This is a genomic window from Brevibacillus sp. FIR094, from assembly GCF_050477165.1.
Taxonomy (GTDB): Bacteria; Bacillota; Bacilli; order Brevibacillales; family Brevibacillaceae; genus Brevibacillus.
Map to the genome: position 1 here is coordinate 106,521 of NZ_JBEAES010000004.1, position 13,957 is coordinate 120,477.

Below are 13,957 nucleotides of genomic sequence, written 5' to 3' on the forward strand. Positions count from 1 at the left end.
GGGGTAGTAAACACGTGCGTCGATATCGAAAAGTATGGGATTACTTGCTTTTGATTGGCATTCTACTCGGGTTGTTCATTTCTTCTTCACAGCCATACGCCAAGCAAGACATGCGAGGGACGATAGACAAGCTAGTGGATGAACAGAGCTTACAGGACCGTATAGGCGACATATCCATTCCTTATGGAGGCAAGGATGTGAGCTTGGAAGAAAAGGGAGCAGCTGGTTTTATTGAGTTCTTGATACGGAAAGGGATACACTTTACTGTTTTTGCTCTCTTGGCTTTTAGCTGGTATCGTGTGTTTTCGCATAAGCTTTCGTTTGGGCAAGCACTGCCCTGGAGCGCTTTTTGCAGTGTGATGACGGCTGTTTTGGATGAATGGCACCAGACGTTTACACCGGATCGAACCGGAATGGTGCAGGATGTTTTGCTCGATGCATCTGGATCTGTCACGATGTTGTTGATAATTGCTCTCAATTACCTGTATTCACGAAGAGCATATCGTTATAAAATGTAGGGAGCCTATCCATCCTAGGAGGAGAGAAGGCTGCGATTGAATGATTGGAGAGTGGATTAGATCGTGGTAGAAAAAAAGAATGTCCTTGTACTGAACTGCGGAAGTTCTTCGGTGAAGTACAAGCTATATGAAATGCCTTCCAAAACATTGATTGCACATGATTATTTGGAGCAAATCCAGCGTGACCAATATGAAGATGCTATTCGGGGAGTGTTTGAATCCCTCAAACAATATTCGATAGATATCGTTTCCCATCGTGTTGTCCATGGCGGCGAAGCATTTAAGCAGTCCGTTATTATCAATGACCAAGTAAAAGAAGAAATTCGTAACCTGTCCCGTTTCGCCCCGCTGCATAACCCTATTAACCTGATCGGGATCGAAGTTGCTCAAAGTCTGTTTCCTGATTTGATTCACGTTGCTGTTTTTGATACCGCGTTCCACCAAACAATGCCACCATCCTCGTATTTGTACGCACTGCCTTATGAATACTACGAGCAATACGGTATTCGTAAATACGGTTTCCATGGAACCTCTCACCGATATGTCATGGGTCGTGCAGCAGAAATGATGGGTCGCCAGAAAGAGCAGCTTCGTCTGATCAGCTGCCACATCGGAAGCGGGGTAAGTATCACGGCGATCCGAAATGGAGAATCGTATGATACTTCGATGGGTATGACACCGTTGGCTGGTTTGTCCATGGGTACGCGCAGTGGAAACATTGACCCAGGTATCATCCCGTATATTGAGGAAATTGAAAAGACCGACACGGCTGGCGCTATTAAGATTCTCAATAACAATAGTGGACTCATGGGCGTATCGGGTGTATCCAATGATTTGCGCGACGTTATGAAAAAAGCAGAAGAGGGACATCTCCGCAGCAAGTTGGCACTGGAATTGTTTACTACTATTCTACATAAGCATGTGGGACTGTACCTTGCTCGACTGAATGGAGTAGATGGTATTATCTTTACAGCAGGTGTTGGAGAGAATAGTGCTGCCGTGCGTGATTTGGTGTGCTCTGGTCTGGAATTTGCCGGGGTAAACCTGGATCGTGAAATAAACCGAACCAGCAAAGGTGAGACATTCATCAGCACGAAATACTCTCCGGTAAAGGTCATGGTAATCCCGACAAATGAAGAACTTGTAATGGCAATGGATGCATTCGAACTGGGGCATAACTAGCTTTGAATATGCGCCTAGAAAGAATAGGCTTTTCAGTATTGGAATTTCTCTGCTATACTAAGAGAATGAGGCTTCTGGTTTGAGGTTCTCACCATTTTTCTGAAAAAATAAAAGGAGTGCAAACTGGATGGCAGTACAAGTGGGAAGCATCATCGAAGGAAAAGTGACAGCGATTAAACCGTTTGGGATGTTCGTAGCAGTCAGCGAAACGGAGCAGGGGCTGGTCCACATTTCCCAAGTAGCAAACGGTTTTGTTAAGGATATCAATGATCACTTTACCGTGGGGGCACAAGTAAAGGTAAAAGTACTCTCCATTGATGATGCAGGTAAAATCTCGCTTTCGGTTCGCGCAGCACTCCCAGCGCCTGAGCGTCCGGAACGTGAAGAACGCCGTGGTGGTGGATATCGTGGAGGCGACCGCGGAGGGAATGCAAAACGAGATAGCGGAGCTTCTTTCGAAGACAAGATGAAAAAATGGATGAAGCACAGCGAAGAGAACCTTGCGACAATCAACAAAAAGAACGCAAAACGCGGCTACTAAGCCTTGCGATAACGTAAGAAGGACGGGATCAATCTCCCGTCCTTTTTTGCGTTTCCTATTCGAGAGGATTCCCCTCTTTTTCCCAGTATTCAATCCCGCCGAGCATCTCTTTTACTCGAAAGCCGAGAGCAGCTAGTTTTACGCAAGCCTTTGCAGCACCGTTGCAGTTGGGACCCCAGCAGTAGACGACCATGAGCTTGGTCGGGTCTAGAGCAGCCGTCGTTTCAGCGGAAATAAGCGAATGGGGGAGATTTAGAGCCCCGGGAACGTGACCATCCCGATACGCTTTGTCGCTGCGAGCATCCAGGATGTAGAAGCCTTCCACACGATTTTGGATGTCATTCCATACATCAGCGACATCTGTCTCGAGAGAAAGCTTTTCGAGAAAATGAGCGCGGGCTACTTCGGGTGACGCGGCGGGTATTTGCAAAATAAGGGACATATCAAAATCCTCCTCATTACGTGTGATGGTTTATGTACAAAGCATAGCATTGAAGCAATCATCACAGTTATCTATACTATTCAATAAAGATCATTACTAATTTCTATGGGAGGAACCGGGATGGAGCTGGTCTATTTACATACTTTTCGCGAAGTAGCCCGTTATGGGAGCTTTACACGGGCAGCAGAAGAACTGGGCTATGCTCAACCGACGGTAACGGCACAAATGCAAAAGCTGGAGCAGTCGTATGGCGCCCCGCTATTTGAAAGATACGGACGCAAGCTGCGACTGACGCAAGCAGGTGAAGCCTTGCTGCCGTATGCACGGGAATTGATTCGTCTGTATGGGGAATCTAAAGAAGTGATTAAGCAACAGACGACAGGGCCGATTGCCATTGGAACGATCGATACATTGGCGGCGTTCTTTCTGCCGCCGTATTTGCAGGCTTTTTGTCAGCAATATCCTCAGGTTGATTTAGTATTGAGGACGGCTGGGGAAGCAGAAATTGTACAACAGATCAAGGATGGCTATCTCGATTTCGGGATCATTTTCGACCGACCTTGTACAGACCCTGAGCTAGTCACCCACGTTATTCGCGAGGAAGAATTAGTGATCGTCATGCCACCCACCCATCGATTTACGACAGCAACAGCACTCACTGTCCATGATCTGGGCGGCGAGCCACTTGTATTGACCGAAGAAGGCTGTACGTATCGGGGCATGCTGCTGGAGGTCTTTGGAGAGGCGGGGATGAATCAGCGAATCGCCTGCCAGTTCAGCAATCCGGAAGCGATCAAGCAGTGTGTACGCTGTGGCTTGGGTGTGGCATTGCTGCCGCTCATGGCGGTCAAGAGAGAGCTCGCAGAAGAGGTGCTCACAGCCATCCCGTTTCAGTCAGATAAGCCGCCTTTTTCCATTCAGCTTGTTCATCATAAAAAGAAATGGCTATCACCTTCGATGGTGACGCTTGTGGATACGATTACGAGATCACAGAGAGAGGAGTCGTGAGCAGGATGCAGCTAGATACTTCCCTATTTGTCGCATGTATACCCGAAGAGACAGTCCATTCGGGAGTGCAGCTCTATACCGTCAGCTACTACAGTCAAGACTTGCTGGTAAAAGCTGCATTGGCTGTTCCAGAGGCCTATTTTCAGGAGGGAGCATGTCTGTCGGCTCTCCTGTATTGCCGAGGCGGGATAAAAGGAGTGGGACGCGTTAGACCCGAGCGAATCAGTCAAATGGCTGCCTTTGGCTACGTGGTCCTCGCTCCTCATTACCGTGGCAACGAAGGTGGAGAGGGCCGGGATGAATTCGGTGGGGCAGACAGGTATGATGTGTTTGCCGCATTTGAATTGCTCCGTAGCCTGGAGAAGGTGGACAAGGGGCGAATCAGCGTCTACGGCTTTTCACGCGGTGGCGTCATGGCCTTGTTTGCTGCAATGGAGTGCAAGGGCGTGCTGTCTTGCGTCGTATGGAGTGGTGTCAGCGACATGTTTTTGACCTATGAGGAGCGGGTGGATCTGAGAAGGATGCTGCGCAGAATCATCGGTCATCCGCGCAAGCAGGAGGATGCCTACCGCGATCGGACGCCTTTGTATCGGATGGACGAGATTTCTTGCCCTGTGCTGATCATACATGGCACGGAAGATGAGAATGTGGGAGTGGAGCATGCTCATAAATTGGCAGATGCGCTGACGCAGGCAGGCAAACCGTATGAAAAATGGCTGGCGCAAGGGGCCAGCCATCTGTTTGTCGGGGAAGATATGGAGATGTATACGCGCAAAATGTTCGCTTGGCTGGATGCACAAGCCTAATCTTCTTTTGGTGTAAGCGGCAGCGTGATGATGATTTCCGTTCCTTTCCCCAGCTTACTATTCACGTGCAACTCCCCACCGTGGTTTTCGACCATTCGTCGGGAAATCGGCAGCCCCAGTCCTGTCCCATCCTCTTTTAAGGAGAAGAACGGATCGAATATACGCACCAGATACTCTTGGGAAATGCCTTCGCCCGTGTCTCTGACATGAATATGGATAGCTTGATCATCCAGGCGGCTTTCGATGGTGAGAACGCCGCCGTCTTTCATGGCTTCAATGCTGTTTTTCATTAAATTTAACAGGATTTGCTTTAATTGCTCGACATCGACGTGAATGCGAATGCTCGGATCACAGTGGTCTACGATTTGAATCCCATGCAGCATAGCCTCGGCATTCATCAAGGGAAGAATCGAATGAATGACACCGGCTAGGGCAACTTCGCGATAATCGGGCTTGGACGGTTTGGATAGCATCAACAACTCCGTCACAATGCGGTTGACCCGTTCAATTTCCTGCAAGATTAAGGGCAAATAGTACAAATCGCGTTCTTGATTCGATAAACGCTGCTCCAATAGCTGAATAAAGCCGTAGATGACCGTTAGCGGATTGCGGATTTCATGAGCGGCTCCCGCTGCCAACTGACCGACCATGGCCAGCTTCTCAGATTGGTTTAAGTACTCTTGAATTTGCTCCTGCTCCGTAATGTCCAAGAAGGCCACCATCCATCCCGTTTCCTGATTGTGGTGATGATTGTGCAATGGGATGTAGGAGACAAGGGCAATGAATGGTGTGTCGTCTTTTTTGTACAAGGTCATTTTGCGATTGACGAACCATGGAGTCAGCTCATTGCGAGTGGTTGCTTCAAAGGAATCCTTGGACAAGGGGTAGCCGTGATCGTCGAGCCTGACCAAATGCTGTGCCAACTGGTTTACATGAAGACCAACTGTCGCATGAGAACGGGTAATAATCCCAACAGGCAGAGAGTTTAAGATTTGCTCCCGGATATTTTTTTCTTCGGTCAAAATTTGCCGTTGCCTTTTATCTTGTGCGAATAGATTGGCGATGCTGCTCGACATTTTGTTGAACTCCTGCGCCAACTCAAGGAATTCATCTTGATGGGTATAGACGATTTGCTGACCGAATGTTCCTTTCGATACTTCACGTGCTTGCTGCATCAGAGACTGGATCGGGCGCAACAGCTCATTACGGAAGTAAAACGTACAGAACAGCCCAAACAAGATAGAGGCTACGGAAACCGAATACGTTAGGATCAACGAGACTTTGATGCTCTCATTCGAATTCTGAAACTCTTTGTTCGTCTGATACTCTAGCTGATTGAGTGAGAAGGAGAGATCTCGTTCCAATCGATCGAGCAAGGGCTTTACTTCGTTGTCTAGTACATAACTGACGGCTGGAACGTTTCCTGCTTGCAGCAACGGATTGATTTTGTTCAAAAAGATAAAGTCCAGTTGGGATATCGATTCAATAATGGTAAATAAGCCACTGTTCGCCTCGGTTTTGGGAAGCGAGGAAAAGCGAGCCGTATCGATCAGATTTGTATAGTATTGATCCAGATAAGACTCGTCACGTGTCGATGTATACATGTTCAACGCATATGTCTTGGTGTATATCTGATTTTTGACTTCCAGTAAGGCGCTCGTTTGCGGCAAGAGGTTTTGCGTCAAATACACTTCATCAGAGGTGACCTTGGTCATTTGATAGCTGAACAGGGTCGTCACGCAACCGATGAGAAGCATCATTACGAGATAGCTGAGCATGATTTTTTTCTGAAATCCGAGATTGCTGAAAAGGGGCATGCTGATTAACCTCCATACGAGCCACGGGAAGGAATGAGATTTTGCAATTCCCGTTCTAAATCTTCACGTACATTTGTTGGCACCATGTGACCGAATTGACTGAGATGGTTGACTCCTTCGGCAAGTCCGTACATGACTTTTCCATTTGGGAGATCCCCTTGAATAAACTGTTCCATGATGATGCGGTAGCATTGACGAACATCCTGCATCATGGAGACCAGCACGTAGTCTGGAGCGATGTAGCGCTGATCGGCAATGTATCCGATGGTGAATACTCCTGCGCGCTGCGCTTCTGTAATCACTTCAAGATTGAAGCTGTCGCCTGTGGTGTAGATGACATCTACACCTTGAGATATCATGTCGCGAGTCGTGTGAATGGCTCCCTGAATATCATTGAAATCAGGAACTTTTCCCACGACGATAGACGTGTTTGGCGATGCCTTTTTCACACCCTCGATAAATCCTTCTAATTGCAGGAGCTCTGTGGGCTTGTCTACCAAGATGTATCCAACTTTATCCGATTTCGACATCTTCGCCGCAAGTATGCCAACGAGCTTGCCAGCAGGCTTCATATCGTAACGAATCGTCGTCTGATTCGGATGCGGAGCCTCTCCGTTAAAGGAAACAAAGTGTGATTTCGGATATCGAAGCGCCACGTCTGTAAAAGGATCAGAGAAGATGAGGCCATGACCCAGTATGAGATCATAGTCGTTGGCTGCATATTTCTCAGCCACCTTCGTAATCTGCTCCGGTTTTATATTATTGGCGATTTCGAGTGAAAAGTTAAATCTTTTTTGCAGTTCTGTCATACTCTCTAGTGCACTGCTATTCCAGCCCTGATCATAAGTGGGGCCCTCCAGCAACAGGGCGACACGCACTTTGTCAGAAGAATGGCTGCTTTTATTTATGACTTTATCGAGATGCTTCATGCTTGTAACGAATTGACTGGTAATGAGCATTAGCAGCCCGACTACCAAACCGGTAAATAAGACGGGAAATGGCAGCAGCTTTGGCATGCGGGATTCCTCCATAGAAAAAAAGCATAATCCACATGAAAATATAAATACATGTCATGCCTATTATATAGGTTCTCTGAAGGTTGTGCATGGAAAAAAGGGATACGGACAGGCTAATCGTATGGAGAACATCCTGCCAAGCGGGAACAGAAGGGAGGCGTACACGCGATGGAAAACGATATGGTGGAAATCCCCCAGATACATATTCCTGATGAGGTAACACAGGTCGATCGACCGGAGATTGGTGAGACCACTCCACACCCGAAGCCAGATAGCCCTCTGGCGTCGAGCGGGACAGCTGAACCCGCCAGCGACAATGATTCGAAAGAGAGCAGCGAGCGAATCGGCTTTATTTCATAAAACCGATCGGAGTTCGCGCCATTCGACAAAAGAAGTCATTTTCTCTCGTGGACAAGGCTTGCGATTTCTGCAAAAGTAGGAAGTAGAATAGCAAGCGAGATGCGAGGGGATAAGACTGCATGGCCCGATTGCTGATAGTAGATGACGCAGCCTTCACGAGAAGGGTGCTGACGGATATGTTAGGCGAACAACATGAGGTTTGTGGAGAAGCGACTAATGGCTTGGAGGCAATTGAAAAGTACAAGGAGCTCAAGCCAGATATTGTCACGATGGATATTACCATGCCGCACATGCACGGGATTGAAGCCATGCGTCACATCTTGGATTTTGACTGTGATGCCAAAATTTTGATCTGCTCGGCAGTCGGGCACCGACAGAAGGTGCTGGAAGCGATGAAAACAGGAGCGAGTGATTTCGTCGTGAAGCCTTTTCAAAAAGAGCAGATACTCGATGCAATCGCACGACTTTTGTAGATAGGAAAAAGCAAACAGCCGCCAAATCCCGGGTGGAAAGGCGGCTGTTTTTCTATAAGCCAAGATTTACAAGCTGATTTCTATTCCAATGCCGTTTGCTTTCGCACGTTCATAAACCGTTTTGGCAACGGCTGTGTCCAAATAGGCAACACCCACGGATTTGTACAGCGTGATTTCTTCATCGTTTTCTCGGCCAGTTTTTTTCCCAATCAGAATGTCTCCCAGCTCTGCGTGCATTTGTTCGAAGCTCCATTCGCCGCGTTCAATCGGAATGAGCAGATCGCCGGCTTCGTGCGCGGCTCCCTCCAATGTATCGACCACGACTTTGCTGTTTTGTACAGTAGTCAAGTCGACCTCCTGCATATGGGGAAGAAAAGCACCGATGGCATTGATATGCGTACCAGGACGCAAGCGTGTTCCATCAAACAACGGGCTGGTAGCCTTGGTGCTGCAAATCACGATTTCGGCATTCGCAACCGCTTCATTGGCATCGTCCATAACCGTGATTTCGCCTTGCCACTCTGGGTAGAGCGAGAGTAGTGTTTGTTTCATTTCGTCCGCTTTCTCACGTGTGCGGTTATAGAGATAAATGCTTGTCAGTGGACGGACTTCCATGACGGCTTGAATCTGTCCGATGGATTGTGCTCCGCAGCCCAGTACAGCGCAGCTTTGCGCATTTTCTTTTGCCAAGTATTTGGTTGCAACGCCACTGCTTGCACCTGTGCGCATAATCGTCAACAGGCTCGCGTCCATCATCGCCACATGCTGTCCCGTTTTTGCTTCGGTCAATACAATCACGCTTTGGAGTGCTTTGATATCATGCTTGTGATTCTCCGGGAAAATACTGATGATTTTAACCGCTACGTAATCGTCCGTTTCCAAATAGGCCGGCATGTATAGACTGGTTGCTCCGTATTTCGGGTGATCAATGGCAGTACGAACAGGGGTGGTGACGTTTCCTAGCATATGTTCACGGAAGACGTGCTCCACATCGTCCAAGCAATCTTTCATTGTATAGATTTGTTCAATGTTTTCACGGCTTAATATGAGCATCTCATTCTTCCTTTCCATTAGGATTCGTCCAAATCCAAATCCTTTGTTTCCTTCGTAGCAGAAACCGCAATGAGAGAAATAACCCCGGAAATTATGATGTACAAAGCGATTGGCACCCAGGAGTTAAAGGAGCTTAACAAGGCAGTCGCGATCAGCGGAGCAGTACCCCCCGCCAAAGCAGCACCGAGCTGGTAGCCAACCGTAACCCCAGTATAGCGTACATTCGTGCTGAAAATCTCCGAGAACATCGTACCCAATACAGCTGTGACCGGAGCCCAGAGAATCCCGAGTCCGATGACGGTTGCGACGGTAAGCCAAAGGGCTGATTTCAATGACAGCATATAAAAGTAAGGGAATGCAAACAGCATCATCGCTATAGTCCCCGCGATATACAAAGGCTTTCTGCCTACTTTATCTGACAGCATACCCATGTAAGGAATCGCGATGGTTGTCACTAGTGTGGCGATCGTCACGGCATTGAGTACCGTTATTCGGTCGTAGCCCAAGTAATTCGTCGCGTAGGCAATAATAAACGTCGAGAAAATATAGAACGGCGCCGTCTCTACTACTTTGGCTCCGACGGCAATCAGAACAGCTTTCCAGTGATAGCGGAATGTATCTACGATGGGAACTTTCGCAATGTTCCCCGTCTTTTTTGCTTCTTGAAAAGCTGGTGTTTCATCGATACCATTACGAATCCAGAGTCCTAAAAAGACAAGTGCTGCACTCAACAGAAACGGAACTCGCCAGCCCCAAGACATGAATTGATCATCGGGAAGCGCACTCATCAAAGAAATGGCCAACGTACCAAGCAGCATACCGATCGTTACACCCATTTGCGGGATACTTCCAAAAAAGCCACGTCTGCCTTTGCCGGAGTACTCTACGGCGAGAAGCAATGCCCCTCCCCATTCCCCGCCGATCCCCAGGCCTTGAATCAAGCGCATCAGGACGAGAAGAATCGGAGCCCAGATGCCAATGGCATTGTAATCAGGCAGTAAACCGATCAAGACGGTAGCGCCTCCCATCAGCGACAACGTCAAGACTAGCGTTTTTTTACGACCGATTTTGTCCCCGATATGACTGAAGATCACGCCACCCAATGGCCGGATGAAAAAGGGAAGACCAAATGAGAGATAAGAGAGCAGTAAGCCTACACTTGGATCAGAAGAAGGAAAAAATAGCTTGTTGAATACGAGCGATGCCATGGTTCCATACAGAAAAAAGTCAAACCACTCAATGGAGCTGCCAATAAGGCTCGCGACCAACGCTTTGTTTTGAACCTTTTTGGAAACGCCCGCTTGTGTTTGTAATGCCATCGGGTAATCCTCCTTTGTCGGTAGAAATTGAAGTGCCACTTCAATTCATAAGTAAAGTGGCACTTCAATTTTTAAAAATAAAGCGATTACAAATCTGATAATAATAAAGATTATAAAATGCGATACAATTTGTAGCAATAGTAAAAATTGATACTTATGCCAACTTTACAACTTTTTTCGAGAAAGAGTATGATAGACCTATCCTTTTTACGGCGAGGTATGCAAATGGAACCTACCATTGGTGTATTAATCAAATCGCTTCGTGTCGGCAAAAAGAAGACACTCAAACAAATTGCAGAAAAAACGCAGCTGTCGATCAGCTTTTTGTCCCAAGTAGAGCGTGGGAAGTCTTCTATTACGCTGGAGTCATTGAAAAAAATTTCGGAAGCCCTGGGAGTGAGCCCAGGCTATTTCTTTTCGGGTGAGTCGAGTGGAGGGAATGGGCAGGTACGCCGTGCGAGCAAAGAGCGATCTGGGCTTTTGCATGCGCCTTTTGTGTACGAGGACCTGTCCGGTGATTTGGAGAATCCATCACTGGTACCGATTCTCGTCACGCTTTCACCATATGGAGAAAAAGGCACGCCTTTTGTACATCAGGGTCAAGAGTTTATATACGTCCTCGAGGGTGTGCTGACTCTTTTACTGGGGGAAGAGGAGTATGATTTGTTACCTGGCGACAGCATTCACATGGATTCTTCCGTACCGCACAACTGGGTGAACCGTACAGGCGAGGTCACCCGATTCCTTTGTGTCAATTCTCATGACAGCGATATGATTCCGACCGCTCCTTATTAATTAACCGAGAGCGTTTAGCGAAGTCATGTTTTCTACTATAATAGAGGAACGCGTACAAAAGAGCGGTAAAGAGGTGAAAGTGTGCCCGTAGAGCCTAACTATTTTCAACAGTATCAGCATGCTGATATCGACGAATTAGCTGATGTCATTGGAGAACTTTTGCAAAATCCGATAACGGTTGAAGATGCCGATCATAAATTGATTGCTTACAGCTCGCACGGAGAAAGCACAGATGAAGCGCGCTGGTCTACCATCATGGGGCGACGGGTACCGGAAAAAGTGCTGACGCGCCTTTGGAAGGACGGCGTATTCCAGGAGCTGTTAACGCAAGACGACCCCGTACACATCCCGGCCAAGGACGAAATCGGCCTGGGTAAGCGTGTGGCGATTGCCATTCGCAGAGGGAGCGACGTGCTCGGTTACATTTGGGCACAAGAGGTGAATCGACCGATTACCCGGGAAGATGATGAAATTCTTCGTCAGGCAGCACGGGTAGCCGTCTCGCGTCTCATCCAGCGGCAGGGAAAACGCAAGGCGGAGGAACAGCGACGCAAGGAATTTCTGTGGGAGCTGTTGTTGGGGAATCACAGCAGTGAGGCTGTCATTCGCCAAAAAGCGGACACCTTGCAGATGCAGCTTCCGACCTCTTATTTAATTTGTATTATTGAAGCGGCAGGAGCGCGTCTGGACCAGTACTTGTATCCGTTATTAATGCGTGACAAGCTGCTCTGGGTTGTCGACGGTTCACAAATCATCTTATTGATCGGTCTGTCCGATGCGAAAAAAGACAAGAGTGACGTGCTCATTCGCAAGGTGGAACAGTTCCTCGCAGACTCGCTCGGTAAGCTCGAAGCACATGTCACGGAAGGACGCCAGGTGATTGCTGGGTACGGGAGAGATTACAAGTCTTATACGGATATTGTGAAAAGCTACAGGGAAGCGCTGCATGCGCATAAGATCAAAAAGCTGTTTCCGCAGGAAAATGAGGGGATTCACGGGTACCACGAGCTTGGGATTTATCGATATCTACTACAACTGAAGCAGTGGGAAGAGGAGCAGGGCTATCAGAATGAACGGCTGGAAAAGCTCAGACAGTACGATCGTGACAACCAGACCACGCTCTTGACGACATTGGAGACTTTTTTGGATGCCGCTGGAAAAGTCAACAAGACAGCAGAGCGCCTGCATATCCACATTAATACGTTGAGCTACCGACTGAGACGAATTGAGGAGATCATGCGTGTCGATCTCGACAATATGAACCAGCGGGCTGCCTTATATTTAGAGTTGAAAATAGCCAAATTAGATGGGGAACAGTAGTTTGTTTGTGAATTTTCACAAATGAAAAGACGCTAAAATTAAAGGAATCTCCAAGGAGTATGCCGGAAGATACGCTGTACAATAATAGTAACCGCAAAGAAAACGGCGTTTCCAAGGAGGACATACTTATCATGATCGTTGGAATTCCAAAAGAAATTAAAAATAATGAGAACCGCGTAGCCATTACCCCAGCAGGTGTAGCTGCTCTTGTACAAAACGGACATTCGGTTCGTGTAGAAACAAGTGCAGGGCAAGGCAGCGGCTTTACAAATGAAGATTACAAGGCAGTAGGCGCTGAGATCGTAGAAACAGCAGCAGAGGCATGGGCGTCTGACATGGTGATGAAAGTAAAAGAACCACTCCCTGCTGAATACGGATTTTTCCGCGAGGGTCTGATTCTGTTCACGTATTTGCATCTCGCACCAGAGCCTGAATTGACTCGTGAATTGATCGATAAAAAAGTGATTGCAATCGCTTACGAAACTATCCAGCTCGACAATGGCGCTCTGCCACTGTTGATGCCAATGTCTGAAGTAGCAGGCCGTATGTCCGTTCAAATCGGCGCGCAATTCTTGGAGAAGCAATACGGTGGAAAAGGCGTTCTGCTCGGTGGCGTACCTGGCGTACCAAAAGGCGAGGTAGTCGTTATCGGCGGCGGGATCGTAGGGACAAACGCTGCGAAAATGGCGATTGGACTGGGTGCAAATGTAACGATCATCGATGTAAACGCAGACCGTCTGCGCCAACTGGATGACCTGTTCCAAGGCCGCGTTCAGACGCTGATGTCCAATTCCTTCAACATCGCAAACGCTGTGAAAAAAGCAGATTTGCTGGTAGGCGCTGTACTCATTCCGGGTGCTCGTGCTCCACGTCTGGTAACAGAAGATATGGTAAAAGACATGTCACCTGGTTCTGTGATCGTAGACGTTGCGATTGACCAAGGCGGATCGATTGAAACTGTTGACCGTATCACTACGCATGACAAACCAACCTATGAGAAGCACGGTGTGATTCACTACGCGGTAGCCAACATGCCTGGTGCAGTGGCTCGTACATCTACACTGGCCCTGACCAACGTAACCGTTCCTTACGCGGTACAATTGGCGAACAAAGGCTACGCACAAGCTATTCGCGACAACAAAGCATTGGCAAAAGGCGTAAACGTCATCGATGGCAAAGTAGCTTACAAGGCTGTAGCTGATGCGCATAACCTGCCGTATGCTTCTATCGAAGAAGTTTTGCTGGTGAAAAACTAGTCGAAACGAATAAACAACAAAAGAAACTGCTTGCCTCCAGCGATGGCAAGC

15 protein-coding genes are annotated in these 13,957 nt (G+C 47.8%); 10 read left to right on the top strand and 5 right to left on the bottom strand.

Annotation, left to right across the window (positions count from 1 at the left end):
- Positions 1-14: 14 nt before the first annotated feature.
- The 3 genes from ACQ5DJ_RS04535 (at position 15) to ACQ5DJ_RS04545 (ending at position 2,241) form a co-directional block, all read left to right on the top strand.
- Positions 15-518 carry a VanZ family protein gene (locus tag ACQ5DJ_RS04535; protein ID WP_429841384.1) on the top strand — a complete coding sequence of 168 codons (504 nt, stop codon included), beginning with the start codon at positions 15-17 and terminating at the stop codon, positions 516-518.
- 63 nt (positions 519-581) lie between these two features.
- A complete protein-coding gene (locus ACQ5DJ_RS04540; protein WP_429841385.1) occupies positions 582-1,700 on the top strand; it encodes an acetate/propionate family kinase in 1,119 nt (372 codons plus the stop codon).
- Positions 1,701-1,827: 127 nt separating this feature from the next.
- Positions 1,828-2,241, top strand: coding sequence for a S1 RNA-binding domain-containing protein (locus tag ACQ5DJ_RS04545; protein ID WP_048034671.1), 414 nt, complete (start codon positions 1,828-1,830; stop codon positions 2,239-2,241).
- A 55-nt stretch (positions 2,242-2,296) separates the two neighbouring features.
- Here ACQ5DJ_RS04545 and ACQ5DJ_RS04550 read toward each other — a convergent pair whose 3' ends face one another.
- Positions 2,297-2,683 carry a rhodanese-like domain-containing protein gene (locus tag ACQ5DJ_RS04550; protein ID WP_429841386.1) on the bottom strand — a complete coding sequence of 129 codons (387 nt, stop codon included), beginning with the start codon at positions 2,681-2,683 and terminating at the stop codon, positions 2,297-2,299.
- A 120-nt stretch (positions 2,684-2,803) separates the two neighbouring features.
- Between ACQ5DJ_RS04550 and ACQ5DJ_RS04555 the strand changes: the two genes are divergently transcribed.
- Together ACQ5DJ_RS04555 and ACQ5DJ_RS04560 are read left to right on the top strand one after the other, a co-directional pair.
- Positions 2,804-3,691: a LysR family transcriptional regulator gene (locus ACQ5DJ_RS04555; protein ID WP_429841387.1), complete on the top strand. Its 888-nt coding sequence runs from the start codon at positions 2,804-2,806 to the stop codon at positions 3,689-3,691.
- 5 nt (positions 3,692-3,696) lie between these two features.
- On the top strand, positions 3,697-4,497 hold the full coding sequence (locus ACQ5DJ_RS04560) for an alpha/beta hydrolase family protein (protein ID WP_429841388.1): 801 nt from the start codon (positions 3,697-3,699) through the stop codon (positions 4,495-4,497).
- On the opposite strand, the gene ACQ5DJ_RS04565 is transcribed toward ACQ5DJ_RS04560, so the two are convergent.
- Together ACQ5DJ_RS04565 and ACQ5DJ_RS04570 are read right to left on the bottom strand one after the other, a co-directional pair.
- Entirely contained in the window at positions 4,494-6,314 is a 1,821-nt protein-coding gene (locus tag ACQ5DJ_RS04565) for an ATP-binding protein (protein WP_429841389.1), read from the bottom strand. The genes ACQ5DJ_RS04560 and ACQ5DJ_RS04565 overlap by 4 nt on opposite strands.
- A 5-nt stretch (positions 6,315-6,319) precedes the next feature.
- Positions 6,320-7,330 (bottom strand): BMP family ABC transporter substrate-binding protein, encoded by a 1,011-nt coding sequence (locus ACQ5DJ_RS04570; RefSeq protein ID WP_429841390.1) that lies wholly within the window; start codon positions 7,328-7,330, stop codon positions 6,320-6,322.
- A 168-nt stretch (positions 7,331-7,498) separates the two neighbouring features.
- Here ACQ5DJ_RS04570 and ACQ5DJ_RS04575 point away from each other — a divergent pair, with 168 nt between their 5' ends.
- Positions 7,499-7,690, top strand: coding sequence for a hypothetical protein (locus ACQ5DJ_RS04575; protein ID WP_429812570.1), 192 nt, complete (start codon positions 7,499-7,501; stop codon positions 7,688-7,690).
- Between the two features lie 119 nt (positions 7,691-7,809).
- A complete protein-coding gene (locus ACQ5DJ_RS04580; RefSeq protein WP_429841391.1) occupies positions 7,810-8,163 on the top strand; it encodes a response regulator in 354 nt (117 codons plus the stop codon).
- A gap of 66 nt (positions 8,164-8,229) precedes the next feature.
- Here the strand turns inward: ACQ5DJ_RS04580 and ACQ5DJ_RS04585 are convergent, their stop codons facing one another.
- Both ACQ5DJ_RS04585 and ACQ5DJ_RS04590 read right to left on the bottom strand, forming a co-directional pair.
- The gene (locus tag ACQ5DJ_RS04585; protein ID WP_429841392.1) at positions 8,230-9,216 is read right to left on the bottom strand and encodes an ornithine cyclodeaminase family protein; all 987 of its coding nucleotides are present in this window, start codon (positions 9,214-9,216) and stop codon (positions 8,230-8,232) included.
- Positions 9,217-9,233: 17 nt separating this feature from the next.
- The gene (locus tag ACQ5DJ_RS04590) at positions 9,234-10,535 is read right to left on the bottom strand and encodes an MFS transporter (RefSeq protein ID WP_429841393.1); all 1,302 of its coding nucleotides are present in this window, start codon (positions 10,533-10,535) and stop codon (positions 9,234-9,236) included.
- A 225-nt stretch (positions 10,536-10,760) separates the two neighbouring features.
- On the opposite strand from ACQ5DJ_RS04590, the gene ACQ5DJ_RS04595 reads away from it, so the two are divergent.
- The 3 genes from ACQ5DJ_RS04595 to ald all read left to right on the top strand — a co-directional run bounded on the left by ACQ5DJ_RS04595 (position 10,761) and on the right by ald (position 13,906).
- Positions 10,761-11,330, top strand: a complete 570-nt coding sequence (locus tag ACQ5DJ_RS04595) for a helix-turn-helix domain-containing protein (RefSeq protein ID WP_429841394.1) — start codon at positions 10,761-10,763, stop codon at positions 11,328-11,330.
- Positions 11,331-11,411: 81 nt separating this feature from the next.
- Positions 11,412-12,650, top strand: a complete 1,239-nt coding sequence (locus ACQ5DJ_RS04600) for a PucR family transcriptional regulator (RefSeq protein WP_429841395.1) — start codon at positions 11,412-11,414, stop codon at positions 12,648-12,650.
- Between the two features lie 131 nt (positions 12,651-12,781).
- A complete protein-coding gene (gene ald / locus ACQ5DJ_RS04605; RefSeq protein ID WP_144619298.1) occupies positions 12,782-13,906 on the top strand; it encodes an alanine dehydrogenase in 1,125 nt (374 codons plus the stop codon).
- The last annotated feature ends 51 nt before the right edge of the window (positions 13,907-13,957 follow it).

Bases quoted from the DNA above. Each gene is read 5' to 3' on its own strand.
- ACQ5DJ_RS04575 (WP_429812570.1), top strand. From the start codon at position 7,499: ATGGAAAACGATATGGTGGAAATCCCCCAGATACATATTCCTGATGAG.
- ACQ5DJ_RS04560 (WP_429841388.1), top strand. From the start codon at position 3,697: ATGCAGCTAGATACTTCCCTATTTGTCGCATGTATACCCGAAGAGACA.
- ald (WP_144619298.1), top strand. From the start codon at position 12,782: ATGATCGTTGGAATTCCAAAAGAAATTAAAAATAATGAGAACCGCGTA.
- ACQ5DJ_RS04550 (WP_429841386.1), bottom strand. From the start codon at position 2,683: ATGTCCCTTATTTTGCAAATACCCGCCGCGTCACCCGAAGTAGCCCGC.
- ACQ5DJ_RS04545 (WP_048034671.1), top strand. From the start codon at position 1,828: ATGGCAGTACAAGTGGGAAGCATCATCGAAGGAAAAGTGACAGCGATT.
- ACQ5DJ_RS04585 (WP_429841392.1), bottom strand. From the start codon at position 9,216: ATGCTCATATTAAGCCGTGAAAACATTGAACAAATCTATACAATGAAA.
- ACQ5DJ_RS04590 (WP_429841393.1), bottom strand. From the start codon at position 10,535: ATGGCATTACAAACACAAGCGGGCGTTTCCAAAAAGGTTCAAAACAAA.
- ACQ5DJ_RS04565 (WP_429841389.1), bottom strand. From the start codon at position 6,314: ATGCCCCTTTTCAGCAATCTCGGATTTCAGAAAAAAATCATGCTCAGC.
- ACQ5DJ_RS04555 (WP_429841387.1), top strand. From the start codon at position 2,804: ATGGAGCTGGTCTATTTACATACTTTTCGCGAAGTAGCCCGTTATGGG.
- ACQ5DJ_RS04595 (WP_429841394.1), top strand. From the start codon at position 10,761: ATGGAACCTACCATTGGTGTATTAATCAAATCGCTTCGTGTCGGCAAA.
- ACQ5DJ_RS04580 (WP_429841391.1), top strand. From the start codon at position 7,810: ATGGCCCGATTGCTGATAGTAGATGACGCAGCCTTCACGAGAAGGGTG.
- ACQ5DJ_RS04570 (WP_429841390.1), bottom strand. From the start codon at position 7,330: ATGCCAAAGCTGCTGCCATTTCCCGTCTTATTTACCGGTTTGGTAGTC.